The sequence below is a fragment of the Flavobacterium tistrianum genome (assembly GCF_003254545.1).
Lineage (GTDB): Bacteria > Bacteroidota > Bacteroidia > Flavobacteriales > Flavobacteriaceae > Flavobacterium > Flavobacterium tistrianum.
The window spans coordinates 26,850-53,625 of sequence record NZ_QJRH01000070.1; the positions used below are offsets into that span (position 1 = coordinate 26,850).

Annotated in this window: 19 protein-coding genes; 8 read left to right on the forward strand and 11 right to left on the reverse strand. The window is 34.2% G+C overall.

Annotated features, from left to right (window positions below):
* The first annotated feature begins 26 nt into the window (after nt 1-26).
* From DMB71_RS13755 to DMB71_RS13770, 4 genes are all read left to right on the forward strand, one after another.
* On the forward strand, nt 27-3,044 hold the full coding sequence (locus DMB71_RS13755; protein ID WP_239452973.1) for a SusC/RagA family TonB-linked outer membrane protein: 3,018 nt from the start codon (nt 27-29) through the stop codon (nt 3,042-3,044).
* A 28-nt stretch (nt 3,045-3,072) separates the two neighbouring features.
* Complete coding sequence (locus tag DMB71_RS13760) at nt 3,073-4,578, forward strand: RagB/SusD family nutrient uptake outer membrane protein (protein ID WP_111367012.1); 1,506 nt, start codon at nt 3,073-3,075, stop codon at nt 4,576-4,578.
* Nucleotides 4,579-4,751: 173 nt separating this feature from the next.
* Nucleotides 4,752-5,996: a glycoside hydrolase family 71/99-like protein gene (locus DMB71_RS13765; RefSeq protein ID WP_111367411.1), complete on the forward strand. Its 1,245-nt coding sequence runs from the start codon at nt 4,752-4,754 to the stop codon at nt 5,994-5,996.
* 25 nt (nt 5,997-6,021) lie between these two features.
* Nucleotides 6,022-8,040 carry a glycoside hydrolase family 97 protein gene (locus DMB71_RS13770; RefSeq protein WP_111367013.1) on the forward strand — a complete coding sequence of 673 codons (2,019 nt, stop codon included), beginning with the start codon at nt 6,022-6,024 and terminating at the stop codon, nt 8,038-8,040.
* Nucleotides 8,041-8,398: 358 nt separating this feature from the next.
* Here the strand turns inward: DMB71_RS13770 and DMB71_RS13775 are convergent, their stop codons facing one another.
* On the reverse strand, nt 8,399-9,310 hold the full coding sequence (locus DMB71_RS13775) for a hypothetical protein (RefSeq protein WP_111367015.1): 912 nt from the start codon (nt 9,308-9,310) through the stop codon (nt 8,399-8,401).
* A gap of 175 nt (nt 9,311-9,485) precedes the next feature.
* Between DMB71_RS13775 and DMB71_RS13780 the strand changes: the two genes are divergently transcribed.
* From DMB71_RS13780 to DMB71_RS13790, 3 genes are all read left to right on the forward strand, one after another.
* Complete coding sequence (locus tag DMB71_RS13780) at nt 9,486-9,962, forward strand: MarR family winged helix-turn-helix transcriptional regulator (protein WP_111367016.1); 477 nt, start codon at nt 9,486-9,488, stop codon at nt 9,960-9,962.
* 61 nt (nt 9,963-10,023) lie between these two features.
* Entirely contained in the window at nt 10,024-11,445 is a 1,422-nt protein-coding gene (locus DMB71_RS13785; RefSeq protein ID WP_111367018.1) for an MATE family efflux transporter, read from the forward strand.
* Nucleotides 11,446-11,870: 425 nt separating this feature from the next.
* A complete protein-coding gene (locus DMB71_RS13790) occupies nt 11,871-13,037 on the forward strand; it encodes a hypothetical protein (RefSeq protein WP_111367020.1) in 1,167 nt (388 codons plus the stop codon).
* Between the two features lie 160 nt (nt 13,038-13,197).
* Here the strand turns inward: DMB71_RS13790 and DMB71_RS13795 are convergent, their stop codons facing one another.
* Together DMB71_RS13795 and DMB71_RS13800 are read right to left on the reverse strand one after the other, a co-directional pair.
* Nucleotides 13,198-13,632: a DUF6526 family protein gene (locus DMB71_RS13795; RefSeq protein WP_111367022.1), complete on the reverse strand. Its 435-nt coding sequence runs from the start codon at nt 13,630-13,632 to the stop codon at nt 13,198-13,200.
* Nucleotides 13,633-13,933: 301 nt separating this feature from the next.
* Nucleotides 13,934-14,419, reverse strand: a complete 486-nt coding sequence (locus DMB71_RS13800; protein WP_111367023.1) for a DNA-deoxyinosine glycosylase — start codon at nt 14,417-14,419, stop codon at nt 13,934-13,936.
* 172 nt (nt 14,420-14,591) lie between these two features.
* Here DMB71_RS13800 and DMB71_RS13805 point away from each other — a divergent pair, with 172 nt between their 5' ends.
* Nucleotides 14,592-15,617 carry a helix-turn-helix domain-containing protein gene (locus DMB71_RS13805; RefSeq protein ID WP_111367025.1) on the forward strand — a complete coding sequence of 342 codons (1,026 nt, stop codon included), beginning with the start codon at nt 14,592-14,594 and terminating at the stop codon, nt 15,615-15,617.
* Nucleotides 15,618-15,833: 216 nt separating this feature from the next.
* Here DMB71_RS13805 and DMB71_RS13810 read toward each other — a convergent pair whose 3' ends face one another.
* From DMB71_RS13810 to DMB71_RS13845, 8 genes are all read right to left on the reverse strand, one after another.
* On the reverse strand, nt 15,834-17,033 hold the full coding sequence (locus DMB71_RS13810) for an NAD(P)/FAD-dependent oxidoreductase (protein WP_111367026.1): 1,200 nt from the start codon (nt 17,031-17,033) through the stop codon (nt 15,834-15,836).
* Nucleotides 17,030-17,545, reverse strand: coding sequence for a low affinity iron permease family protein (locus tag DMB71_RS13815; RefSeq protein ID WP_111367028.1), 516 nt, complete (start codon nt 17,543-17,545; stop codon nt 17,030-17,032). Before DMB71_RS13815 ends, DMB71_RS13810 begins: the two co-directional genes overlap by 4 nt.
* Entirely contained in the window at nt 17,545-20,370 is a 2,826-nt protein-coding gene (locus DMB71_RS13820) for an AsmA family protein (RefSeq protein ID WP_111367029.1), read from the reverse strand. The genes DMB71_RS13815 and DMB71_RS13820 overlap by 1 nt, the downstream gene beginning before the upstream one ends.
* A gap of 142 nt (nt 20,371-20,512) precedes the next feature.
* Nucleotides 20,513-21,352 carry an MlaD family protein gene (locus DMB71_RS13825; RefSeq protein ID WP_111367031.1) on the reverse strand — a complete coding sequence of 280 codons (840 nt, stop codon included), beginning with the start codon at nt 21,350-21,352 and terminating at the stop codon, nt 20,513-20,515.
* 163 nt (nt 21,353-21,515) lie between these two features.
* Nucleotides 21,516-22,295: an ABC transporter ATP-binding protein gene (locus DMB71_RS13830; RefSeq protein WP_111367032.1), complete on the reverse strand. Its 780-nt coding sequence runs from the start codon at nt 22,293-22,295 to the stop codon at nt 21,516-21,518.
* A gap of 1 nt (nt 22,296) precedes the next feature.
* Entirely contained in the window at nt 22,297-23,055 is a 759-nt protein-coding gene (locus DMB71_RS13835) for an MlaE family ABC transporter permease (protein WP_111367034.1), read from the reverse strand.
* 264 nt (nt 23,056-23,319) lie between these two features.
* The gene (locus tag DMB71_RS13840) at nt 23,320-25,590 is read right to left on the reverse strand and encodes a glycosyltransferase (RefSeq protein WP_111367036.1); all 2,271 of its coding nucleotides are present in this window, start codon (nt 25,588-25,590) and stop codon (nt 23,320-23,322) included.
* Nucleotides 25,571-26,629, reverse strand: a complete 1,059-nt coding sequence (locus tag DMB71_RS13845; protein WP_111367037.1) for a glycoside hydrolase family 130 protein — start codon at nt 26,627-26,629, stop codon at nt 25,571-25,573. The genes DMB71_RS13840 and DMB71_RS13845 overlap by 20 nt, the downstream gene beginning before the upstream one ends.
* Between the last annotated feature and the right edge of the window lie 147 nt (nt 26,630-26,776).

The following is a 26,776-nucleotide window of genomic DNA, read 5'->3' on the forward strand; positions in this document are numbered from 1 at the left end:
ACTATTAAATTAAAACACCAATTCTAATGAATAGTAAAAATACAAAAAGCGTCCTGCATCAAATGTGGACTGCTAAAGGAGCGGTATTGATGATTTTTATGCTTTTTCTTTCTGCCAGCACTTTCGCGCAGACGAAAAAACAAATCTCAGGAACCGTTTATGACAATACAGGTACGGTATTGCCAGGAGCTTCTATCATTGAAGTAGGAACAAAAAACGGAACTACAACAGATTTTGATGGTAAATTTAGCCTTCAGGTAGCCGTAGGAGGTGCAATCGAAGTTTCGTTTATCGGATCAACCACACAAAAAATCCAAATTACAGGAAGTACTTCTAATCTTGAGGTACGTTTGCAAAATGACGGATATACTTTAGCCGAAGTTCAAGTAGTTTCTGTAGGTTACGGAAAAGTGAAAAAATCAGATTTAACTGGAGCCATTTCTACAGTTGGAGCAGATGATTTAGTAAAAGGAACTATCGGTTCTACGGAGCAGGTTTTGCAAGGTAAAGTAGCGGGATTAAATATTATTCGTCCTTCTGGAGATCCTGCTGCGGGTTCGACAATCCGTCTTCGTGGAGGAACTTCTCTAACAGCTAGCAACAGTCCGTTGATCGTTGTGGATGGAATTGCTGGTGTTGATATTAACGTGGTTCAGCCTTCAGATATTAAATCGGTTGATGTTCTTAAAGATGCTTCGGCAACAGCAATTTATGGTTCTCGTGGAGCAAACGGGGTAATTATGATTACCACAAAATCTGGAACAAAAGGGGTTTCTGTTGTATACAACGGACAAACTGGGATAGGCTATGTAAATGATAACTTAGATTTATTATCGGCAAATCAATGGAGAGGATATGTTCGCCAGAATCAAATTGCAGACGCAGTAGATTATGGAGCAAATACAAACTGGCAAAAAGCAATTGAGCAGACAGCTATTTCTCAGTCGCATACTTTAAGCATTAATTCAGGTAAAGCAGACAGCGGTTTCAGAACATCACTTTCATACTTAAACAATGAAGGAGTTATTAAAAAATCTGGTTTAGAAAGATTAAGCGGTAATGTTAGCGCCTACCAATTTTTAGGAGACAACAAAGAAGTGAAATTTGATATGGGATTATTTGCAAATATTGACAAATGGCACCCAATTGATTACAGAATTTTTGAAAGAGCTTACAACTTAAATCCGACAATTCCAGTATATGATGCAAATGGAAATTTTAGTTTGGTAACAGGAAATATTTATGATAACCCAGTTGAGATTTTAACAAACAGAACTTTTGACAACGAAAGACACAGGCTTTTAGGTTATTTTAAAACAGATGTGAAATTCTTAAAAGATTTTACAGCTACAGCAAATATTTCGTTAGAGCACAATGCTGTAAAAGGAGGAACTTACAAACCGTCTTACGCGGTTATGGAAGGGCAGACTGAAGGCGGTTTTGCACAAAGAACTTATGCCGAATATACAAATGCACAAGGAGAACTTTATGTAAACTACAGCAAAGTTATTGACAAGCATAACATTAGCGCTTTGGCTGGTTATTCTTACCTTGAAAATATTTACGAAGGTTTTGGAGCGCAAAGAGGCGGATTTGTAACAGATGCTTTCAGCTATAATAATTTAGGAGCTGGTTACAATTATCGTTTAAATGATGTGTATTCATATAAAGGAAAATCAAATCTAGTTTCTTTTTATGCTCGTGCTAACTATGGTTACGATGGTAAATATTTATTGACAGCGACTGTAAGACGTGACGGATCTAGCCGTTTTGGAGAAAATAATAAATGGGGAACTTTTCCATCTGCTTCTGCTGCGTGGAGAGTTTCTAACGAAGAATTTATGGAATCTTCAAAAGGATGGTTGGACAACTTAAAACTAAGAGTAGGTTGGGGGATTACAGGTAACCAAGATGGAATCGGTGAGTACAAATCGCTTTCTATTTTAGGAGTTGGAAGTGACAGTTACTATGATCCAGTTACTAAAACTTGGAGCTTGGCTTATTCTCCAAAACAAAATCCAAATCCTGATTTAAAATGGGAATCTACAGAACAAGTGAACATTGGTTTTGATTTTGGTCTTTTCAACAGAATTACAGGATCTTTTGAATGGTATTCTAAAACAACAAGAGATTTATTATACACTTACGAAGTGCCTCAGCCTCCATATTTAGTGGGAACAATGTTGGCAAACGTTGGTGAAATGTCAAACAAAGGAGTAGAGTTAACTTTGAATGCAGATATCATCAGAGGAGATAAATTCAATTGGAATGCAAATTTGACTCTTGGACATAACGTTCAGAAAATCGAAAAACTTTCTAACCCAACTTATAAAACAGATGTTATCTACAGCGGATCTCTTCATGGCTTAGCAGGTATGTCTGGACAATATTCTCAAATTATTGCCGAAGGATATCCCGTTGGAACTTTCTGGGGATTCAAAAATGCTGGTTTAGATCCTACTGGAAAAATTCAGTATTATAATGCAGCAGGACAAGTAGTAGACGAAAGCGCTTTGGTTGATGCTGACAAAACTGATTTAGGGAACATTCAGCCAGATTTGACATTAGGTATCGGAATGAATTTTACTTACGGAAATTTTGATCTTGGACTTTCAGGATACGGAATGTTTGGACAAAAGGCTTTAAACGCAACAAACATGATGTTAAATGACCCGAACAGATTACCAGCTTTTAATGTGCCAGATTCTTTTTTAAGCAGCGGTATTACTTCTGCTCCTAAGTATTCTGATTACTGGATCGAAGATGCTTCTTTCTTCAGACTTCAGACCCTAACTTTTGGTTATACTTTACCATTAAAATACAAAAAATCGAAAGTTAGAATGTATGTAATGGGAGAAAACCTATTTGTAATTACTGGTTATAAAGGTGTAGATCCGGAGATTGGTTTAAATGCTCAGGACGGAATTAATCAGACTGGAGTTATGGATCAAACTGGTTTGGCAGCTCCTGGAATTGACAGATATAACAATTATCCTAGACCAACTACAATTTCTGTTGGATTAAATTTTACGCTGAATAACTAAGCGAATTGATAACCATAAAATATTAACAATGAAAATCAAAATAACAGCAGCCATACTTTTAAGCATGCTTTTTACGGTATCATGTACTGATTTGAACGAGCAGCTGTATGATCAGGTAGAAGATGGAAATTTCGGAAATACAACCAAAGAAGTTGATGCGCTGGTAGGTGGAGCATACTCTTCATTGAGAGGATTCAAAGATGATATCTCAAATAATTACCCAACATCCGAATATGTTTTCTTTTTGAGTGAAGTCGTTTCAGACGAAGCTACAATTCCGACAAGAGGTACAAACTGGTACGATGGTGGACAATATCAAGATGCGCAAAAGCATACTTGGAAAGCAGACAACAGAATGATTCTAACTGCTTGGCGTTACAATTATACTGGAGTTGCTAAGATCAATTCAATTATTTATCAGATTAATAAATCATCACTTAGTGATAAAGCAAAAGAACCGATTTATGCCGAATTGAAAGCACTTAGAGCCTATTACTATTATAATCTGTTAGATTTGTTCGGAAATGTGCCAATTGTAACCAATTTTGAAGATACATCTCTTCCAAGCAATTCAACAAGAAAAGAAGTTTATGATTTTGTTGAAAAAGAATTGACAGACGCTCTTCCGCATTTAAATCCAAATGTGGTGTATTCTAAAATGACTAGAAATGTTGCGTATTCTATTTTGGCTAGATTGTATCTTAATTCAGAAGCGTTTATCGGCCAGCCTCGTTGGCAAGACTGTATCAATATGTGCCAAAAGGTTACAGGATATAGTTTAACGCCAGATTTCTTTTCGAATTTTGTGACAGAGAATCAGACTTCGCCAGAAATTATTTTTGCGATTCCTTACGATTCAAAAGCGGGGACACTTGGAAACTACATGAATTCAATGTCTTGTCATTACAATCAAAAATTAGCAATTTCTGCAATTCCAAACAATTATCCTTGGAGTGCAAACGGAATGTGCGCGCAGCCAGGAGTTTATTCTTCTTTTGCTGATACAGACAAAAGAAAGAAATGTATGTTGGAAGGCGATCAGATCAATCTTGCTACAGGATCTGTAATCATGATGGACAACGGAGAACCATTAACATATACAGAGAACCTAACAAGCTTAGAAGATGCAAAAGAGAATGAAGGTGTTCGTTTACATAAATACGAAATGAAAGCGGGAGAGCAATGGGAACGTGATCATGATTTTGTATTAATTCGTTATGCAGAAATCTTAATGATGCAAGCAGAATGTTACGTTCGTTTGGGTTCACCAGATTTAGCAAGACCATTTGTACAGCAAGTAGCATCTCGTGCAGGTGAGGAATTGCCAGCAACAATTGATCTTAAATTTATTGATCAAGAATTGCTGAAAGAATTCACATTTGAAGGAAGAAGAAGAACAGATAATATTCGTTTTGGAACATTCTTCCAGCCATGGTGGTCAAAAGGCACGACGGAAAAATACAGAGCAATTTTCCCAATTCCGAGTACAGTTTTAACCACAAACAAAAACCTAAAACAGAATCCTGGGTATTAGGTTATTAAAATGTCAGTCTTCCATGTTGGTTAGTCGTGGAAGGCTGACATGTTTTTAAAATGATTATCTGCGAGGCTTTATTTAGCCACAGATTAAAGGATTTTCACAGATTAATAATCCTTTTTAATCTTTTAATCTGTGGCAAACATAAAAATAACAAACAGTACATCAATATGAAAAAATATATTACATCGTTGGTTTTTGGATTGATGAGTATTGTGATGGTTGCTGGTTGCAGCAGCGATGACAAAGGTTCAGACAAACCGGTAGAACCAGAGAAAACAGCACCTGTTGCGATTGAGAAAACCAATAGCACCAAAATTTATATGCACTATATGCCATGGTTTGAAACCAATGAGAGTAGTGCCGATAAAAAATGGGGATATCATTGGACAATGGCAAACAAAAATCCGAACAACGTAGGAGCAAACGGACGAAGAGAAATTGCATCGTACTATTATCCGCTGATTGGACCTTATCATTCAGGCGATAAAAACGTGATCGAAAATCATTTATTGTTGATGAAATATTCAGGAATTGATGGAATTCTGATAGATTGGTACGGCACTTACGATGTTAACGATTACGGAATGATTAAAGAAAATACAGATCAGCTAATTGAAATGTTGGACAAAGTAGGTTTAGAATATGCCATTGTATACGAAGACCGATTTCTGACGAATGTTGTCAATGCTGGAAAAGCAATTTCGGTAACCGGTGCAGCAAAAACAGATTTGGCTTACGTAGAAAAGAATTATTTTTCTGATGCTAATTATATTAAAATTAATGGTAAACCGCTGTTAATGAATTTTGGACCAATTGTTCTACAAACCCCAGCTGAATGGACAAATGTCTTTAATACTTTAACAGCAAAACCCACTTTCTTGACACTTTGGGATCACTCTTCAATGGCAGGAGAAAATGCTTCTGGTGAATATGCTTGGGTGTATAAAGACAACAGTTATCTAACAAATTTCTACACTAATACCAAACCAAAACTAGGAGTTGCAATGGGTAGCGCATATCCTGGTTTTAAAGATTTTTATGCCGCAGGCGGAGGAGGGGCAGCTATTGGATGGACTATCGAACATAATAACGGAGCAACACTTGACGAAACTTTGACTTTGGCAAAAAATGCCAATGTAAATTACCTGCAGCTGATTACGTGGAATGATTTCGGCGAAGGAACCATGATCGAACCAACAGTAGAATTTGGATATTCTTTTATCGAAAAAATCAAAACTTTTTCTGGAGTAAAAAATACAGAAAGTGTATTTCCAGATATCAGCAAATTGTATGATTTACGCGTACAGAAAAAAGGAAATGTCGAAATCCAGAAAAAACTTGACCAAGCGTTTAATTATTTTGTTTCGATGCAGCCAGCAAAAGCAAAACAAATAATAAGCGAAATAAAATAGAGCTGTAATTAATACAATTTAAATAATGAAAAACAGAAAATATAGATACTGTCTGGTGGCTTTAGCATCAATGCTGGTTATGGCTTGCAGTACTAAAAAAACGTATAAAATCAGTTCTCCAGAAAAAGTCTCTGAATTAACTTTTGAACTAACTCCTTCAGGACAACCTCAATATAGTTTTTCTTCTAACGGGAAATCGGTTATCGAGCCTTCGTTGATGGGATTTGAATTTCAAGGTTTAGCAAAAATGACAGATGGTTTTGAAGTCGTTTCGACAGAAGAAAAATCGGCTGATGAAACTTGGGAACAGCCTTGGGGCGAATTCAAAAAAGTGAGAGATCATCATAACGAACTAATTGTTCACTTAAAAGAAGCAAAAGGAGAAGAGCGTTTGGTGGATATCATTTTTAGAGTTTTTGATGATGGAGTAGGATTTCGTTATGAATTTCCAAAACAGCCTCATTTAGGAAAAGTCAAAATTTCGAATGAAGTAACGCAGTTTACGTTTAAAGACAATAATGAAGTTTGGTGGATTCCTGTTCACCGTGAAAACAGTTATTACGAAAGCGAATATCGCAAGACGTTAATGAGTAAAACAGATACAATTAATACTCCGGCAACTTTTGAAACCAAGAACAAATTGTATGTAGCTATTCACGAAGCTAACTTGACTGATTTTGCTTCAATGACACTTTTAAAAACTACAGACAAACAATACAAAAGTGATTTGGTGCCGTGGGCAGACGGAGTAAAAGTATATGCAGAAACACCTTTTAAAACACCTTGGAGAACTATTGTAGTTGGTAAAACTCCAGGAGATGTAGCAACTTCTACTATTATGCTGAATTTAAATGAGCCTTCAAAAATTGAAGATTTATCTTGGATTACGCCATCAAAATATATTGGAATTTGGTGGGGAATGCATTTAGAAAAATACACTTGGGGTCAAGGTCCAAAACATGGCGCAACGACCAAAAACACAAAAGAATATATTGATTTTGCTGCAAAAAATGGTTTTGACGGAGTTCTAGTAGAAGGCTGGAACGAAGGCTGGGACGGCGACTGGACTGCTGATGGTTCTGCATTTAGTTTTGTAAAAGCTTATCCAGATTTTAATTTGGAAGAAATAACTAAATATGCCGCTGTGAAAAATGTTCGATTAATTGGACATCACGAAACGGCGGGAGCAACTAAAAACTACGAAAACCAGCTGGAAGATTCATTCAAATTGTACCAGAAAATGGGAGTGAATTCGGTGAAAACGGGTTACGTAAACAAATATTTGGATAAGAAAGAATGGCATGACAGCCAATACGGAGCACGTCATTACAGAAAAGTAATCGAAACTGCAGCGAAATATCATATCATGATCGACAACCACGAACCAATGAAAGGGACTGGTTTACAGCGTACATATCCAAACTTTATGTCACAAGAAGGCGGAAGAGGACAAGAATATAATGCGTGGTCTGTAGATGGAGGAAATACGCCAGAGCATTTAACGACTTTGCCTTTCACAAGAATGCTTTCAGGACCATTTGATTATACTCCAGGAAACTTCAATTTTGATTACAAAACTCCATCTGGAGCAAAAGTGCAGACCACTTTGGCAAATCAATTGGCGTTGTACGTTATTATTTTCAGTCCGTTGCAGATGGCTTCAGATTTACCTGAAAATTACGAAGGAAAGCCAGAGTTTCAATTCATAAAAGATGTTCCGTGCACTTGGTCTGATACTAAAGTTTTAGATTCTAAAATTGGAGAATATACAACAATTGCCCGTAAAGATTGGGATGAGAAAAATTGGTATTTAGGATCAATCACAAATAGAAATGCAAGAGACTTAAAAGTTGCTTTATCATTTTTAGATAAAAATAAAGAATACGAAGCAGAAATCTACGCTGATGGACCAGGAGCAAATTATAAAACTAATCCGTATCCAGTTACAATCTCTAAACAAAAAGTAAACAGCAAAACTGTTTTAGATATCAAATTAGCAGCTGGAGGAGGAACAGCAATAAAATTTTCTCCAATCGAAAAATAAATATTAGTTAAGTTTTATTTTGAGTTAAGTTAAGTAAGTTTAAGTTTGGCAATAAACCCGATAGCTGGAGAGTTATCGGGTTTATTTTTTGTTTCAGGTTTCAAGTTTCAAGTTTGAGTGACTTTGAGTATAATTTTAACGCAAAGAGCGCAAAGAATTACGCAAAGCTCGCTAAGTTTTCATTTAGCTAAACGAAATATTCTCGCAAAGACGCGAAGTCGCAAAGTATATATAAAAGACTTTGCGACTTCGCGTCTTTGCGAGATTAAAATTCCATCAAAAATCTTTGCGAACTTTGCGAAAAATCTTTGCGCCTTAGCGGTTAAAAAAAACTTAGTGTCTTAGAATCTCAGCACCTTTACTTAGTTACTTTAACATGTTTTCCAAAAGTGTAGACCGCTGTAATCGTTGGCCCATTATACCCCCATTTTAAGAAGCCGTTTAAACGTTCTTGAACCGTATCAACTCTAAAATTCAAACCAGTATAACCAGCAGTAAGACTAAAGTTGTCTACAACATTATATAAAACCGATAAATTGTAGCTTATGATTCGGCCATCGGTATCATTAATTTTTACAGCAAGATAATTTACGTTAGCATATAAACCCCAACGTTTTCCAAGAACAAATTCTCCCCAAATTCCAACATCTGGCAATGGAGCAGTAAAATTAAAACTATCATGATATTCTACGCTTTGCGTATTAGCATTTAATTTTAGACCCAAATCAGCAAAAAGTACATGCGCACCAATTAATAAACCAGCTTGATATTTAGGTTTAGAAAGAATTGCGTATCCATAAGCGACTCTCATAATCTGAACATTAAAAGTACCACGAACACTTCCATCTACTGGATAAGTATGGTCTCCAAAATTTATATCTCTTTGCAGCGTTTTTGTTGCAGTTCTATCTAGTACAAAATATTCAAAACCTAATCGGGATCTTTTAGAAATGCGCCAGTCAAATGTTCCTAAAAATGAAGCAGTAGATTTAGAAAAACCTAAATCATTTTCAAGATCAATTTCGGTTCCTATATTTCCGTTATTGCCTTCAACTTTAACTTGGGTATTATTTACAGGAAAAAATCCTCCAGCAGTAACTTTAAATTTTCTATTGTGCCAGGGCAGATCATCTACAGTATTATCTTGAAAGTCGTCAGTTTCAGTTTTGAGAATTGTTAAGCCTTCGTCTTTACTGTTGTCAGCAACAGTTTGAGCGTTTAGCGGAATCCAAAGGAGCATCATTACCAAAAAAATAAATAATTGTTTCATCAGAGTAATTTTTAAGTTTTTATTAGGCAATATTTAACATTTAAAGTTAGTAAAAATAATCGTTCATTTTTGTTTTTTAAGCTGAATTATTTTTTAGAATGAATTGTATATCAGTAAAATAAGAATTTGCATAGAAAAATAGTTGACATGTCACTCTTTTTTGTAATTTTGCTTCATGGAAATTAAACATACAGATAAAGACAATTTTTCAAATTTTTGGAAAGAAGAAATATCAGATAGTTTCTTCTTTCAGATTCACCGTATAAAGCGGGCAATTTTCAGACGTACAAATGCGTTAATGAGTGAAGCAGGAATCACATTACAGTTAGAGCAGTTGCCATTGCTAATGATTCTACATCATAAAAGTCTTTCGCAGAGAGAATTGTCAGATAAAACAATGCGTGACAAATCGTCTATTTTGAGAAGTATTACAGCTCTCGAAAAAAAGAATCTTGTTGAGGTAGTAAAAGACAAAATGGACAAACGGAAAAATATTGTGAGTCTTACAAATGAAGGAATTACTTTGGCTAAAAGCATTAGATCTCTGATGAAAAGAGCAGAAGAGGAGGTAATGTCTGTTTTTTCTCCAAAGGAAAGAATCGAAGCGCTGAATGCTGTAAGGTCTTACGCAGACAAATTAGAAATTCTTTAATTTTTTTTAAGCTTTAAAAGTTGATATGTCAACTGATTTTTTAAATAATTATTTTAAATAAATGAAAAAAAATGAATTGTTAGAAGGACCAATCCTTTCTTCATTATTAAAATTGGCAGTCCCAATTATGATTGCTAATCTTTTACAAGCCGCGTATCAGTTGGTAGATGCTTTTTGGGTAGGGCGTTTGGGTGGAGACGCTGTTGCGGCAGTTTCGATAAGTACGCCTGTGATATTTTTAACCATAGCTTTGGGAACCGGATTGGCTATTGCGGGTTCTATTTTAATTGCGCAATACTTTGGTGCAGGAAATCAGAAAATGGTCAATCATGTGGCGGCGCAAACTTTATCGATGGTGATTATTGTTTCTGTTTTCTTGTCGATTATTGGATACATTTTGAGTCCCTATTTTTTATATCTGCTAAAGGTAGAGCCTACAGTTTATGTTGATGCATTAGGTTTTATGCGCGTTGCGTTTGTCGGTTTGGTTTTTAGTTTCGGATTTATGATTTTCCAATCGATTATGCGAGGTGTTGGCCGTGTGACATTGCCTGTTTATATAGTTTTGGGAACTGTTATTTTGAATTTTGCACTCGATCCCCTGTTTATTTATGGATGGAATTTTATTCCGGCTTTGGGCGTAAAAGGTGCTGCTTTGGCAACTTTATTCACACAGCTTTTGGCGATTATAATAGGTTTTGCGATTCTGTTTAGAGGAAAACACGGAATCCATCTTCGCATTTCCGATTTTAAGCCTGATTACAAACATATTAAAAGAGCTTTTGAAATTGGTTTTCCATCTTCGATCGAGCAGTCGATGCGTGCTTTGGGTATGATGGCCATTACGTTTTTGATTGTTCGTTTTGGTACGTTGACAGTTGCTTCTTATGGTGCAGGTTCTAATTTAATTCAGCTGATTTTGATTCCAGCTTTAGGTTTGTCCATGGCGATTGCCACTCTTGTCGGGCAAAATATTGGTGCTGGAAACGTTGATCGTGCAGCCGAAATCTCAAAACTAGGAGCATATTTAGGTTTCGGTTTATTAACTGGTCTTGGAATTATTGCTTTTATTTTCGCTCCATATTTAATTGCTTTTTTCGTTCCAAATGATCAAGCGGTTATTGAAGGCGGAACAGAATTGCTAAGAATCACTTGTCTTTCTTGGGGATTTCTTGGTTTACAGCTTTGTTTGACAGGTGTTTTTCGTGCCGTTGGAAATACCAAATTACCTATGATTTTAACCTTGGTTTCGCAATGGGTAATCCAGTTTCCGTTGGCTTATATTTTGTCTCATAATACTTCTTTGGGTAAAATTGGAATCTGGTGGGCCTTCCCAATTTCTTCTGTCGTAACAGCTTTAATTACAGTCGCAATATATGCAAAAGGCGATTGGAAAAAAGAAAGATTAACAGGAAAAACGAATAAATTGATTGATAAAGTTGAAAGCGAAATTGTAAAGGAAGGGTTTGATATTTCTAAGTAAAGATGCTAAGATTCTAAGGTTCTGAGGTTCTGAGTTTTTTTTGTAGAGATGCACTGCAGTGCATCTAACGAAAGATTGGCAGATCACGGATATCCTGCATTTTAGACGCACTGCAATTCGTCTATACGGAAATTCTTTGTCGATTTGTTTTATTGAATGGCTAAATGTTTCGGAAATTTGTTTTGAAAACGTGATGCGTGAGGGATGGGAATAAGCTGCCGAAGAAGCATGGACAGCCCGACAGCATTATAAAAAAAGGGCGAATAAGCGGTTGCTATTATTTGCCCTTTTTTTATAATGGTGGCACGCCCAGATTATTATACTTTTTACTTTTCTAAATATATTTTTATGAAAGACAAAATAAATTTTAAGTATATTAGAACCTTAGTATCTTAGCATCTCAGAACCTTAGCACCTTTAAAAAAATGGCAAAAACTTTAAAACGTTATTTTATAAAATCTTTCATTGTATTAGCCTTAATTCATTTAGCATATTTTTTATACGGTTATTTTACCTTTAAGGGACTTAAGAATATTAATGTCTATACTGAATTTTACCGTTTTAAATTTTATGATGACGTTTCGATTTCGCACTTTTTTGTAAGCGGATTGTTTTTACTTATTTTCTTGATTTTTCTGATTCGCAATCATTCGAGAGAAAACTATAAAGGCAGCAATCTTTTTAAAATTGCTATTTGTCTGCTGCTGATTTCATTTTTGACTTTTTCATTTTTTATTAGTTATAGTTTCGGAATGAATGCTAAACTGAAGACTGAATTGTCTGAAAATGATTTTAATAATGATAAAAAACTCTTGAATGTTTTAAATCCGTTCTTGTATGGATATACGTCTTACAGTTCTGAGAAATTATTCAATTACGAGAACATTCTATATCCAAAACCATATCCTGTAATTAAGCAGGAAGATACTATTTCGCCTGGCGAATATCCTATTACAGAAACAAGTTATTATAGTATTGATACAATAAAAGCGCTGACAAGCACTTTTGACAAAACGACAAATAAAGCAGACAGTATTTTTGATATTCTTGGTTTTGATAAAGAAGAATTATACAAAAGAGTTATCTCAAAAACGATTATTGGAGATAGCACAAAAATTATTTTTAAGAGTGTACAAGTGCATCCAGAGCATGATGATGACATTTGTATTTTTATAGAAAATAATTCTCTATTTAGTCCCGTTCAAGGAGATTCTATTGATAAACAAAAATATCAGGCAGCTGTAGACCGTTACAAATTGCTGTACAATTCTAAGAAAGATTCTCTAACGTATACTTTTCAGAAATTAGACACGATTTTAAAGAAATATAATATAGAAACAAACGTAATTCCGAAGCTGTTAACTCAAGATGTATATCATTACAGAGATAACCAAGATGAATCGCTTAACGGAATTAGGAATACTTTTGATAGAAAAGCTTTAGTAGAAAAATTTAAAACTTTAGATAAATTGTTTTACGAACCTAATTTTCTGCATCCAAATATTAGCGTAATTTATTTTACTGTAATTGTTGCAGTTTGTGCTGTATTGTTTTTGTTTTATATCCTTTTCAATAAGAAAAAAGTTCAATAACAAATTTCGAATGTCAATGACAATGTCAAAATTCAATGGCAATTACAATATCAAAAATCAATAATTAATTAAAAAAAATTAAAAATTAAAAATTAAAAATTAAAAATTAAAAATTAAAATTTGATATTGTAATTGCCATTGTTATTGAATTTTGTCATTGTTAAACCCTATGGTAATCTGCTTTCCAATGTACAATTGCTTTTTTTATTGCGTCGCCAGTTAAGTTATTTTTTAAAACATCTTCTACAAGCGGAATCAATTCGTTGTCTGGTGCAAAGCGTAAAGCAAATATTTGATCATCTGTAAGTTTGTATTCAAATTCTTCGAATCTTTTTCCCGTAAGGGTAAAATAGCGGTAACGCATTTCTAAACGTACAATTCTGTTTTGCAACGTTAATGCATAGTGCTGGCGTAACATATAAGCTAGAACAAAAAGAAATACAAAAGCTACGCTTATAAATGCCCATATCAATTGATCTTCTGTTGTAATGCTTAAGTATATGCTTGCAATTAAGAATAAAATTAAAACAGGATAATATATAAAATGGTGCGGTGTATAAAACCGTATATGATTATAATATGTCTGGATTTTCATGTTTTTCAACTTTAAATGGTAGCCTATAAAAACAAAACTACTCTATATTTCTATAGAGTAGCTTTTTCCCAAAAATAAACTAACATAACCAATGTTCTCTTTATAGACTAAACTTTTTACAGTTTGCTTTGTAAATTTTAATAAGAAAAGAACCTTTTCATTTCGTTTTTCAAATCTTCACTATGGCTTACTTTTCTTTGATGTAAAATTAGATTGAGAGCAGTTGTTTTTTGTTATACTTTAAACGGAAAAAGTTACATGATTCCAATATTTGCATTTTAATTATATAAAATCATGGCTTTTATAATAAGGTTTTAATGATGCTCCATTCATCTAATTTGTTTTGGAAAGCCTTGCTAGCATTGGCAGGACTAGTTGAAGGAAGAGTAAAAGTTTTGTATTCTTTTGTTAAGTGAACATACTTTTTAAAAAATGCTGCTGCCTTTTGTCCGTTAAAAAGAATACTTTCTATTTGGGTGTGAGTTTCTAAGAAATTTTCAAAATCATTTGCGATTTCATTTTTGATGGCGCTATCCAAACTTCCAATGCGTTCGCAAAATTGTAAGACATCCCAGAGCGCGATATTATTTTCTATTAACAAGTTTTTTCGTATTTTGTAATTATTAGAAAACTCCTGCCCAAGAATCTGAAACATAAATTTCCAAAAGTTATTCTGATTATGGCCATAATATTGATTGAGTTCTAAAGATTTTGTTCCAGGCATCGTGCCTAAAATCAGAATTTTAGAAGTGGGAGAACTGATAGGAGCAAAAGAAAAACTTTCCATACTTATTATATTAAATGACTTGCGATTACTGGTAAAATAAACATTTATAAGGAATTATAAAACAAAACCAAAAAATTATATAACATTTTTGGTTTGTCTTTAAGCGAACTTTGAGTTTCAGATTTCTAGAAATAATCTGTTTAGCAAATTATAATTTTAAATCCGGCGAACCATGAAAATTGTTACTATAAATACAGAAAAAACTCAAAATATATTTGATCAACTTCAAACTAGTTTTGGCGGAAAGGTGGCTTTTGACTTAGACGAATATACATTAGAAGTAGAAAATAGTTTTGCTGAAGGTTCAATTATTGGAGCTTCTTTTAATGATAATATCTCATACGTTCAGTTTGATATGACATTTTCGACAGATGTTAGGTTGGACATTCTAAACATAAAATCATCTCCAATTTATTTTGCTTATTGTTCTAAAGGAAATCTTTCACACAGTTTTGGATTAAATGGAGAGGAGAGAAAACTAAAAACTTTTCAGACTGCTATTGTAACATCAAAACAGAATCAGGACAATGTTTTATTTTTCGAAAAAGGAAAAAAAACAAAATTGACTTTAATTATTGTTGGAACTGAGATTGATGCTACAAATGGAGCTCATTCTCTGAATCAGCAAGTAAAAGATACTTTTTTTGAAAATAACCAGATATCAGATTTCTTCTACATAGGATCTTATAATTTGCAGATTGCGGAGAAAATCGAACAGCTTAATTCGATTACACAAACCGGAATTGTTAGAAATCTATTGAAAGAAGGAATCATGAGAATCATTCTGGCAATGGAAATTCAACAACATTCAGACGATTTACATGCTTTTGCAAACGAAGCAAACGGATTGACATTAAGAGAACTAGAAGAAGTAAAAGATCTTTCTGAATTTATAAAATCAAATCCAGAGGAAGCTTTTTCTATTAAATCTCTGAGTAAAAAATCGGGTCTTTCTCCAAACAAACTTCAAGAAGGTTTCAAAATGATTCACAATCGTACAGTCAACGATTACATTACACATATGAGAGTTTTAAAAGCAGAAATCCTTATCAGAACTTCAGATTTAAATATTTCAGAAATTGTGTACTGCATTGGTTTTACCAGCAGAAGCTATTTCTCTAAAATTTTCAAACAAAAATTCAACTGCAGTCCAAAAGAGTATAAGTTTAATTTGAATTCTTTAGCAATTACTGCGTAATTGAGGGACAAAGGCTCAAAGTGACAAAGGTTTTAAACTTTGTTCCTTTGAACCTTTGCGTCTTTGGCCCTTAAAAAAAGCATTTTTTTTTAAAGTCGTTAGCTATAAAGCAAAATATATAAGTTGCAAAAGAACGAAGGTTCAAAGTGACAAAAGTTTTAAACTTTGTCCCTTTGAGCCTTTGCCTCTTTGTCCCTAGAAAAAAAGCATCGCTTTTTATCGTCCAAATCGATAATAATCCAAATCTGTATTTTTTTTGTTGTTGAGGGAATCTAAGATTGAATTCATTGCAAGAACGCTGAAGGTGATTCCGTTTCCTCCGAAACCTAGAATGTAATGTTCATTTTTCCTCGGATTTGGTTTTCCGAAATAGGGAAGACCATCTTTCGTTTCTCCAAAAGTTCCTGCCCAGGAATAATCAATTTTGAAATCTAAATCGGGAAATCGTTTGTAGAATTGTTTTAGAAGATATTGTTCTTTTTTAGGCAGCAGTTTATCACGTTTATTAGTGTCTTTAAAATCTTCATCTCCGCCGCCCATTATAATACGATTGTCATCTGTTGTTCTGATGTAATGATAAGGCGAAGCTGTGTCCCAAAATATAGCATGTTTAAAGTTTTCTGGAAGATCTGACTGACTCTCAGAAGCAATAACATAAGTGCTTTTTAAATCAACGACTTTTTCTTTCAGGGTTTCTGTGCTTTCGTAACCCGTGCAATGAATAATATGATCGGATGTAATAATATGTTTTGAGCCTGTAGTGGCAATAATTTTGCCTTTTTGATGCTGTATAGAAGCAATATTCGTACGGTCAAAAATCTGCATGCCTTTTTCATGGCAATGAAACAAAAGATCGCTTGCTAGCTTGAAAGGATCCATAACCGCTGCGGTTTTAGATTCTATTCCCGCAATGGCATTCAGCCCCATTTTTTGCAATTCTGATCTGCCCAGCCAGCTGATTTCAAAGCCATGCTGTTTCCTGGCTTTATACTCATTTTTTAAATAAGGAACATCTTTTTTTAGAGTAGTGAAATAAACACTTTTTTTGAATTCGAAACCACAATCGCAGCCCACTTCATCAATGATATTTCTAAGATCAAAAATGGCTTTTTTACCATTCTGATAACTGTCTACGGCACATCTTGTACCGCGAAGTTTAATGAGCTGGTGTAATGGAACATCAATTTCGTATTGGAGAAGTGCCGTGCTTCCAGAAGTGCTTCCGCCACAAACATCCCGACGGTCGACAAGAACAATTTTTTTTCCTTCGTTTAATAATTTATAAGCAGTTAAAGCACCTGTAATCCCGCCACCAATTATTAAAATGTCGGTGGTAATATCGGAATCTATTGAAGGGTAACTTTGTTTTATGGCATTTTTTAACGGCCAATAGGTTTCGGTAGAGCTCAATTTCATTTTTTGGTTATTTTTTTAGAGGTGTTTTTGGTAGTTTTTTTGATGTTATCTGGTTTTGTATTTTTTTCTTTTTTGCGATTATGATGTTCATTAGCTTCGGCAATAGAATGTGAGGTTCTTATGCTTATTTCTTTTTTTGCCAATTGGCTTAAATGATGATAATATTTCTGAATAATAATCATCTCTTCTTCGGTCATATTTTCAATGTCGACAAGAGTATTGCTTGACAAATCGTTGGATGCTACGAGTTCGTTTAGTTTTAACTGAATGGCAAGCGAATCTTTATTCTGTGCCTTTTGAATTAAAAAAACCATCAAAAAAGTAATTATGGTAGTTCCTGTATTGATGACCAATTGCCAGGTTTCAGAATAGTCGAAAATTGGTCCAGAAGCAGCCCAGATTACAACAAGAGCAAAGGCACCAATAAAAGCTGGGGTACTTCCTGCAGCTTTTGAAACTTTTGTAGCAAACTTTTCGAATGCACTGCTATTATGTTGAGATTTTGAATTCATTATTTCTTTGTTTTGGGTTTGCTAACTTTTTCTTCTCGAATAACTTTATTGTTTTTTTCATCATAAACAGCAGGATTGATTTCTTGTCCTGTTTTGCTGAATATTTTAATTTTTGGAGCTTCATGCGTTCCAGTAATTACGATTGGAAAACCAATGATTCCAAAAAGCGGAAGACCTAAACGCATTCTTAAATCCAAAAGTCCATCAAAGCTTGTAGTTCCTTTTATGGTTGGCCTAAAACTGGCGACACTAAAGGTAAATGGCTCAATATGTATAAGATTCTTATCGATAGTCGATTTAATTTCAATTCCTTTCATATCAGGATTATTTAAACCGCTTTGCCCAGTTTTAGAACTAATTCCGTCAAAAAGTTTAAGTCCCTTAATTTTCACATCACGCAAATTAATCGTTCCGCCACCTTGCATAGATTCATAAATTGGTCCCATATTGCCGTTCAAATCTCCTTTTACTTTATAATCGACAGAAATGATTCCGTGAGCTTTTTCGGCAGCTGTGACCATATCATGAAACATCGGTATTTCTTTGTAAGCTCTCTGAACATCAAAGTCTTTTGCCGTAAAATGAGCATCAAAATGTGCAGAGGTTGGAGACTCGTCCTTATACAATGCATTAATCCCTAAAACACAGTCAATTATATTAAAGGTAATATTTTCTAAGTAAAATCCTTCTTTTTTTATTCCTATTTTTCCGTTTAGTTTGTTAAATATCAATTTGTTGTATTCTATTTTGTCAGCATTTGCATTTAAGGCGACATTTAGGTTTTTCGGAATAATGACCACACCGCTCATTTTGGGATGATCTTCTTTGGCATATTCAACTTCTAGGTTTCGATCTTTGTTTTCGCCATCTTCAAGCGCCATAAATTCATCAACATTAATCAGTTTCGATTTTAGGTTGAAATTACCGCTTAGAGTTCCTTTTGATTCTAAGAAATAATTGATGGTATTAAGCAGATAGCCACTGATGTCAAAATCTGATTTTCCGTAAGAAGCATTAAACTTTTCAAACCACATTTTTTCATTCTGAAAACGGAAATTTCCCTGTTTGATAAAGAAAGCTTTTGGAAACAATTCTGAAGTTGCTTTTATATTTTTAAGCAATAATGTCCCTTTATTATCCAGTTTATCATACTGGCCAGTTGTAGCATAACTTTGTTTTCCTTTTAACGAAAGATCAGCTTTGGCATAACCCGTCAAATCCAAACCTTTTTGTGAGAAGACCTGATAGATTCTACCTACATTCAATTCACCTTTAATTTTGGCATTATAAGCCAAATCGCTAAAATCAGATAATGTGGCATTAACATAAACCGGATTTCCTTCAAAATCAAAAGAAAAAGGCGCCACAGCAACAATCAAATCCTGATACGTGCCTGCTTTATTCAGCACATTGGCTATAAAAGTGATATTGGTGATTGGATTTGGGTAATACTTTGTTTTAAGCCATCCGTCTCGCAAAGAAATACCGCCAATAGTTTTGGGAAATAATTTTTTTGAAGTGCTAAAAAGTCCGCGTGCCTGAATATCAGTTTTTAAAATTCCTTTCAAATCAATATTTTCCAATCCTAAAGCGGCATCTACGACAGCAAGGTCTAATGCACCTTTCACACTTGCATTGATCGACATTTCGCTTAAACCTTTGCTGTGCAGATAAGCATTAAAATAATCTTTTTCACCAACTTTAAATTTTAAAGTTCTCAGATTAACTAGCAATTGTTCGGTATCTAAGGACGGAAGCATGGCATTTAAATCCATTTGAAAATCGGTTAAAGGGACTGGAGCGTTTTTATAATTTACCGAACCTTCATTGATTTTTAAATTGAAAGCCAAGTTTGGTTTTTGTCTTTTCTGAACGTTGTAATCTCCTTTAAAACTAAGAAGCAAATCACTTCTTCCTGAAATTTCTGTTCTTTCAAGCCAGGTTAAATATTCGGGAGGCATTACAGAAAGCAGATCTTTTACGGTTGTATTTTCTGAAGCGGCTTTAATATTGATTTTATATCCGTCTCTTAAAATGGTAAATAAACCTGTAAATTTTAAAGGCAGTTTGTTGATATGAAGTTCATTTTTTTGAAGAATAAAGGTAAGTGCATGTGTATTGATTCTGGTAATCAAATCGGCACTTACTTTTTTTCTTCTCAAATATCCTGTTCGGTCATAAAAGAAATCCAGATTATCAATTTTAGCATCAGTTGCGAGGTCAAAAATATCTTCGCTTAAATTTCCTTTTCCAATATAATTAAATCCTTTTGCATCAACTAGAATCTTAGCAGAACGATCATTATATTTTACATTACAGTTTTGTAAATCAATACGTTCGAGACGAATCGCGGTTCCTTCTTCTGGAGCATTCGGATCTTCTTTTTTGTCTTTTCTGTCTTCAGGTGCAACATAAATGTTATAATTGGCTTGACCTTTTTCGTTGACCATTATATTTATTAAAGCATCAGAAACATAAAGTTTATTGATTTTTACTTCATTGTCAAAAAGCAGTCTTTTGATATCAATACCAAAAGCAACTTGATCTGCTCTTAATAAAGTATCATTACTGAAAGGTTTAGAACCAGTTAAAGACAAATCGTCTAACGAAACGGTCAATGAAGGGAAATGAGTAAAAAATGAAAGTTTAGATTTTGTAAACTCCAATTTAGTATCCAGACGTTCGTTGGTAATTTTCTTTACTTCCGAAGCGATTTTTCCAGGAAATAACAGGGGAATAATAAACAGCAAAAACAAAATCACCGCAATCGTAATTCCAGTAATTTTTAGAACTTTTATGGCGGTATGTTTGATTGAACTAGGCATATACTTTTTAATTGTGAATTGTAAATTGTGAGTTGTGAAATGTGATATGCTGGATTTGGATTTTTCTTCGTGCGTGTCCTTCGACTTCGCTCAGGAAGACATAAAATGAGAACTGGAATTTGGCATTTTAAAAATTTGGAATTTAATTTTTAGTTTCTACTTTTTTAGCATCTTCTTGTTTTTGCTTTTCTTCTGCTTTTTTAGCCTCTTCTTGTTTCTCTTGTCTTGCTTCTTGCTTCTCTTTTCTTGCTTCTTCTTTCTCTTTTTTAGCTTCCTCTTGTTTCTCTTTTCTTTCTTCTTGCTTTTCCTTTTTCTCTTTTTCTTTTTTCTTGAAGTAGCCTCTAAATAGGAAATTGCTTTTTGCGGCTTCCATGTTTTCGCTAAAACCTTTTGTTCCGGTTTCTAGATTAGAAAGCGTATTCGAAACGCTGTTTGCCATTTTATCATCTTTTACCAGTCTTGCCAATGCGCCGTTTCCGTTATTCATGCTATGACTGAAAATGGCTATTTCATCTGAAATTACACCAATATTATCAACACTTTTCTTCACGCTTTTCATAATATCATGCATCTCGATTCCGTCAACAGAAGCAATCTGTCCGTTGTCTTCAATTTCTTTTTTGGATTTTTGGCCTGGCGAAATAGTCAGTACTTTGTCGCCCATTAATCCATCAGAACCAATACTGGCTGTGGCATCGGTTTTAATAAATTTTCGAACTTCTTCTTTCATTACCAAAACCACAACTACGGTTGAGTCATTTTTTAGCTGAATTTGTTCTACAGTTCCGACATTAATTCCAGAGAAACGAACATTATTTCCGACTTCTAAACCGCTTACTGTTTTAAATTGCGAAGTAATATGAAAGGTAGATCCGAAAAGGTTTTGTTGTTTTCCGATAAAATATACGGCCATTATAAAAAGCAGTAAACCTATCGTTACAAACATTCCTAATTTCCAAGTATATCCAGATTGCTTTTCCATGATTTCTAATTAATTATGAATTATAAATTATGAATTATGAGTTATGAGTTTTGTGTTTATGGTTAATTGTTTATGGTTAGTTGTTGATTATGAGTTTAATTATATTTTATTGTTAGAGTTTACTGCGTATAACTCATAACTAATGACTCATAACTCAACTCGTTTATTCAAAAAATGAGCGTACCCATTCGTCTTCGTCTTTTTCTAATTCTTCGTATGTCCCTTCGGCGTGAATTACACCATCTTTTAAAACTATAATTCGATCGGCTGTCATTTTTGCACAAGCCATATCGTGAGTGATAATAATCGAAGAGGTTTTCTGTTTGTGTTTAATATCCAAGATTAATTCACTGATTTCTCTTGATGTTATGGTGTCCAAACCCGTTGTGGGTTCGTCGTACAAAATGATTTCTGGTTTTAAGATTAAAGTGCGGGCTAGACCAATTCTTTTTTTCATACCGCCCGAAAGTTCAGAAGGCATTTTGTCTACAGCATCGGCTAGACCAACATTTTCCAAAGCTTCCATTACTTCACTTTCAACTTCTTCTCGGCTTAAATCACGTTTGTGTTTGGTTAATGTAAAAGCGAGATTTTCTCTAACGGACATAGAATCGTAAAGTGCCCCGCTTTGGAACAAAAAACCGATTCGAACTCTAATTTCATTCAGCTCGCTTTTTGAAATATTAAGAACATTTTCATCAAAAACTTTAATTTCGCCTTTGTCTGGTTCAATCAATCCCACAATGCATTTTATTGTAACCGATTTTCCAGAGCCTGAACGTCCTAAAACCACTAAATCTTCGCCTTTATTCAAAATGAGATTTACGCCTTTTAAAACGGCATTATCTTTTCCAAAAGTTTTATGAAGATCTTTAATCTCTATAATTGGAGTCTGATCTTTCTCTTTTGTTTTGGGTTCTTTATGTAATTTTTCCTTTTCCATTTTACAAGAATAAATCGGTTATTTGTACAGCAACCATATCTATAATAAAAATGCTCAACGATGCTGTTACAACAGCAGAATTGGCAGCTTGACCCACACTTTCTGTTCCGTTCGAAGCATTAAAGCCTTTATAACAGCCAATCATTCCTATAAAAAATCCGAAGAAGAAAGTTTTGAGAGTGGCAGGAAGCAGATCTAGATATTCTAAAGATTGAACGATTTGGGTTAAAAATCTATAGAAGTTGACATCACCATGAATATTTATGCCTACATAACCGCCAATGATTCCGATGGCATCTGCAAAAAATACTAAAATAGGAACCATGAGAGTACAAGCTAAAACTCTTGTTACAACCAAATAGTTATACGGATTTACGGCCGAAACTTCCATTGCATCAATCTGTTCGGTAACTTTCATAGATCCTAATTCGGCTCCAATTCCAGACGAAATTTTTCCTGCACAGATTAATGCAGTAATTACAGGAGCAATTTCTCTAATCAGCGAAAGCGCCACCATTCCAGGCAGCCAAGATTCTGCACCAAATTTTACCAAGGTCGGACGTGATTGTAGCGTAAGCACCAAGCCCATAATAAAACCTGTTATTGCAACCAAGGGCAGAGATTTATATCCGATAACATAACATTGTTTCAGAAATTCTCTGGTTTCGTAAGGCGGAATAAAAACTTCCTTAAAAAACCTTTTGGCGAATAGGGTGGTTTCTCCAATTTCGGCGAATGTATTTTTAATGTCGAGAATCAAAATGTTTTGTTTTAATGTGAATTATGTAATTTGAAAATCAATTATTTAACAGTTTTTACCAACTCATTAAATTCTATATGAAAGTTAGCCCAATACTTGTTAAAATATATTACACAACTTTTTTTGAGCCTTATATAATTTTCATAAACTCACAATAATTAAAAGAAATTGACGTTATGTGGCCAAACAAAAAATCCCTTTCATTAAGAAAGGGATTTTCAGGGTTTAAAAAGTGAAGTATTTGGTTAGCTTCAATTTCTTTTCTTATAAATTTATAGCAATGCCACTTCGAGATTTCAATAAAGGAATTACTTTAGATTGTGACATGGCTAATTTTTCCATAAGTAATCTTGCAGTAAGATAACAAACGGTCGATTCAGCACCTTGATTTAGATTGACATTATTTTTTTCAAGTCCGTCATAACCGCCACCACTTACAGGATTATACATAATTTGGTTCAAATGATTTTTGCCTAAAAACCAGTTAAATGCCGCTCTCATTTTCTTTTTGTATTCTGGAGTTTTAAAGGCATTATAAAAAGCATTTAAAGTCTGAATAGTGTATGTTACATCTATAGGTTGTTCGCCATATTGGCTTGGTTCAGAACCTTTATGATGCCAACTTTGGTTTGAAATAGCTTTGAAAGTTCCTTTTATAAACGTTTTAGAAATCAAGAAATCTAATGAGTCCAAAGCTACTTTTTTGTAAACCGGTTTATTGGTGATTAAATAAGCATAAAGCATTGATTCTGGCAAAATGCTGTTTCCATATGTTAGATAATTTTCAAACCATTGCCAATCTTCTGTTGCTGTGTCTTCGTAATTGGCCAACAGTTTTGCATTTAGCTTATTAATAATGGCCGCAACGTATAAATTCGGAATGGTTGAATGGTACAAATACAATCCTTTTGTAGCAAAACCAATTGAACGTGGAGACTGAATGTTTTCTGCCCATTTTAAAGTGTTCAATAAACATCTTGTCGCTTTTTTGGTAATCGCTTCTGGAAGAATGTCAGACATAGAAACCACAGTTCCTAAAGCCCAAATGGCTCTTGCATTAGAATCTTCCAAATTTACTTCGGCATTTTGCTCAATATGTTCGCGGTTTTCCTGATCGACATAATTGATAAAATCTCCTTTTGGCTTCTGACAGCGTTGAATGAAATCTAAATATATTAAAATATACGCCAGATCATCTTTGTCTTGAGTCAGTTTATAATGCATGCAAAATGCTATTAAAGCTCTTGCGTTATCATCTAAAGTATATCCTGAATCTAAATCTGGAATAGAAATTTTACTGAATTGTATAATTCCTAATTCTGTAGTCAGTTTTTTGATATGTTTTAACTGAATAGGAGGATAGCTGAATCTGATTTCTGACGGATTTTTAATCAGGTTTTTATAAGTATTCATTTGAGTGATTCCGACATTTTCCCAAGATGAAGCCCTCATTTTTGTAAATGAATTGATTCCCATTTCGTGTCTTAAGTTTTCATCTTCAATCAATTTAATTGCTGCGGTCGCAAATTGATCAGCATCTCCAATATCACATAAAATTCCAGAATCTGATGTTAAAACTTCTCTAGTATGTGGAATTTTAGATGCCACAATCGGACATGCACAACTCATTGCATAAGCAAATGTGCCGCTCACTGCCTGATTCGGGTCTTTTGAGGTAAACATATAAATATCTGTCGCTTTCAAATATTCTAAAAGTTCATCAGTATCTAAATATTGATTGATAAAACGTACATTATCTTGAAGATTTAATTCCTTTACCAAACCTTCTAATTTATCTCTATAAGCATCGACACCGTCTTTAATTAAATTCGGGTGTGTTTTTCCGATAATTAGATAAAGCGCATTTGGCGCTTTTTCGATAATTTTTGGCAGAGCCTGTAAACCTGTTTCTATATTTTTACCTTCACCTAAAAGTCCGAAAGTAGAAAGCACTAATCTGTCTTGAATATTTAATTTCTCTTTTGCCTGTTGTGGAGTTTCATATATCACAATGTGAGTTCCATGAGGTACGTAAGTAATTATTTCTTCATTGATATCGTAGTCGTTAATTAGAATTTCTTTAGATTTATTTGTCATTACAAAAACCGAATTGCTATAGCTCAAAAGCAGTCTTACGAATGTTCTTAATTCGTCATTCGGATTCGGAATAACGCTATGGAAAGTATAGGTAACAGGTGCTTTAATGACATTTAAAAAATCTAAGAGATGATCTCCGTAGTTTCCTGAAAACAAACCAAATTCATGCTGAATATGCACCAATTTCACGGTTTCATCCTGATTAATTTCCTCGGCTACTTTAGCGTACTCTTCTCGGTTTTTGGTATTTAAGGTAAATGCCTGTGTTGGTTGGTCTTTGGGTTTATCAACAAGTTCACATATTTCGCATTTGATAGATTTACCATAAACATCTGTGATTCCTTTGATGGTATCTTGAGTATAGGTTGCTATGCCACATTGCGTAGGCGGAAAAGTGGATAAAAAAACGATTTTTGATTTATTTGATATTGTTTTCATGAGGATTCTTTTTTAGTTCGGTTAATAACTCGTCAAGGTTCAGAGATGCCACCGCAATCTTATCATCGGCAGCGCCATAATAAATATATAGTTGGTCATCAAAAATGGCAGTCCCAGTTGGGAAAACCACGTAATTGACATAACCATGTCGTTCGTAATACTCTGAAGGAGTAATAATGGGTTTTGGCAGTCGTGCTATAACTTTTGACGGATCTTCTAAATCCAGTAAAACAGCTGCGGCATGATAAACCAAACCTTTCTCTCTTCTTTCAGCAGCATGATAAATTAAAAGCCAGCCATCTGCTGTTTCTATCGGCGGGGCTCCAGGACCAATATGACTTGTTTCATGATCATATTTCGGTTCCATTACAATATGATCGGGAAGATTTTTCAAATAGTTTTTCCAAAAATCTTCTGTCAGTTCTGATTTCTTTTCAAACGAAAAAATCTGAATTGATGGAAATAAGCGATGCAAGGCAACAAATTTTCCATTGAATTTCTTCGGAAAAAGAACCACATTTTTATCCCAAACAAACAGATTCTCTTTGATAGTTTCCGTTAGCGGATAATTTCTTTCGGTATTAAAAGCTAAAATCTTTGCAATGCTCGGATTCTGTAAGTGCTTTCGAATTAGATTTGTAAACTCGTTAAGAATAAATTTTGGTGTTATAATTCCTTTCTTCTTAAAATCTTTCAAATCTTTAGAGACCGCCAAAGCGCCACAAGCATTAATTCCATCATAGGTAACATAAGTCATGTAAAACCTGTCATCTATTTTTGTAATCCTCGGATCTTCTACACCATGAATCTCATAAATGTAATCTGGTACAAAAATTGGCTGCGTATTTCTTTCAACTAAAGTGGTCGGACCTTCAAAACAGCAATATCCAATGGTAGAAAAATTTCCTCTCTTGGCAGCTCTGTAAAACATGTGAACAGTATTTCCGTCTTGATAAATGGCAGGATTTAAAACACCTAATTCCTCAAAAGTTCGATCTGTTTTTTCTAAAATGACGCCATGTTTTTTAGCCTCTTCCATTACCCTTGTAAATTTTATATAAAATTACTTTGAGATAGAAGTCGCAATTAATCCAATCGATCAAAAAATTAACTCAAAAGCATAAACATGGTAATTCTGTAAGGCTTGGAAATAATAGTGAAAGTGGCGTGGACTCTAGTGTTAGAT

Excerpts from the sequence above, each read along its gene's own strand:
- DMB71_RS13805 (WP_111367025.1), top strand. The coding sequence starts at position 14,592 with ATGAAAATTGTTACTATAAATACAGAAAAAACTCAAAATATATTTGAT.
- DMB71_RS13785 (WP_111367018.1), top strand. The coding sequence starts at position 10,024 with ATGAAAAAAAATGAATTGTTAGAAGGACCAATCCTTTCTTCATTATTA.
- DMB71_RS13810 (WP_111367026.1), bottom strand. The coding sequence starts at position 17,033 with ATGAAATTGAGCTCTACCGAAACCTATTGGCCGTTAAAAAATGCCATA.
- DMB71_RS13795 (WP_111367022.1), bottom strand. The coding sequence starts at position 13,632 with ATGAAAATCCAGACATATTATAATCATATACGGTTTTATACACCGCAC.
- DMB71_RS13845 (WP_111367037.1), bottom strand. The coding sequence starts at position 26,629 with ATGGAAGAGGCTAAAAAACATGGCGTCATTTTAGAAAAAACAGATCGA.
- DMB71_RS13765 (WP_111367411.1), top strand. The coding sequence starts at position 4,752 with ATGAAAAAATATATTACATCGTTGGTTTTTGGATTGATGAGTATTGTG.
- DMB71_RS13790 (WP_111367020.1), top strand. The coding sequence starts at position 11,871 with ATGGCAAAAACTTTAAAACGTTATTTTATAAAATCTTTCATTGTATTA.
- DMB71_RS13800 (WP_111367023.1), bottom strand. The coding sequence starts at position 14,419 with ATGGAAAGTTTTTCTTTTGCTCCTATCAGTTCTCCCACTTCTAAAATT.
- DMB71_RS13840 (WP_111367036.1), bottom strand. The coding sequence starts at position 25,590 with ATGAAAACAATATCAAATAAATCAAAAATCGTTTTTTTATCCACTTTT.
- DMB71_RS13780 (WP_111367016.1), top strand. The coding sequence starts at position 9,486 with ATGGAAATTAAACATACAGATAAAGACAATTTTTCAAATTTTTGGAAA.
- DMB71_RS13825 (WP_111367031.1), bottom strand. The coding sequence starts at position 21,352 with ATGGAAAAGCAATCTGGATATACTTGGAAATTAGGAATGTTTGTAACG.
- DMB71_RS13830 (WP_111367032.1), bottom strand. The coding sequence starts at position 22,295 with ATGGAAAAGGAAAAATTACATAAAGAACCCAAAACAAAAGAGAAAGAT.
- DMB71_RS13760 (WP_111367012.1), top strand. The coding sequence starts at position 3,073 with ATGAAAATCAAAATAACAGCAGCCATACTTTTAAGCATGCTTTTTACG.
- DMB71_RS13815 (WP_111367028.1), bottom strand. The coding sequence starts at position 17,545 with ATGAATTCAAAATCTCAACATAATAGCAGTGCATTCGAAAAGTTTGCT.
- DMB71_RS13820 (WP_111367029.1), bottom strand. The coding sequence starts at position 20,370 with ATGCCTAGTTCAATCAAACATACCGCCATAAAAGTTCTAAAAATTACT.
- DMB71_RS13755 (WP_239452973.1), top strand. The coding sequence starts at position 27 with ATGAATAGTAAAAATACAAAAAGCGTCCTGCATCAAATGTGGACTGCT.
- DMB71_RS13770 (WP_111367013.1), top strand. The coding sequence starts at position 6,022 with ATGAAAAACAGAAAATATAGATACTGTCTGGTGGCTTTAGCATCAATG.
- DMB71_RS13775 (WP_111367015.1), bottom strand. The coding sequence starts at position 9,310 with ATGAAACAATTATTTATTTTTTTGGTAATGATGCTCCTTTGGATTCCG.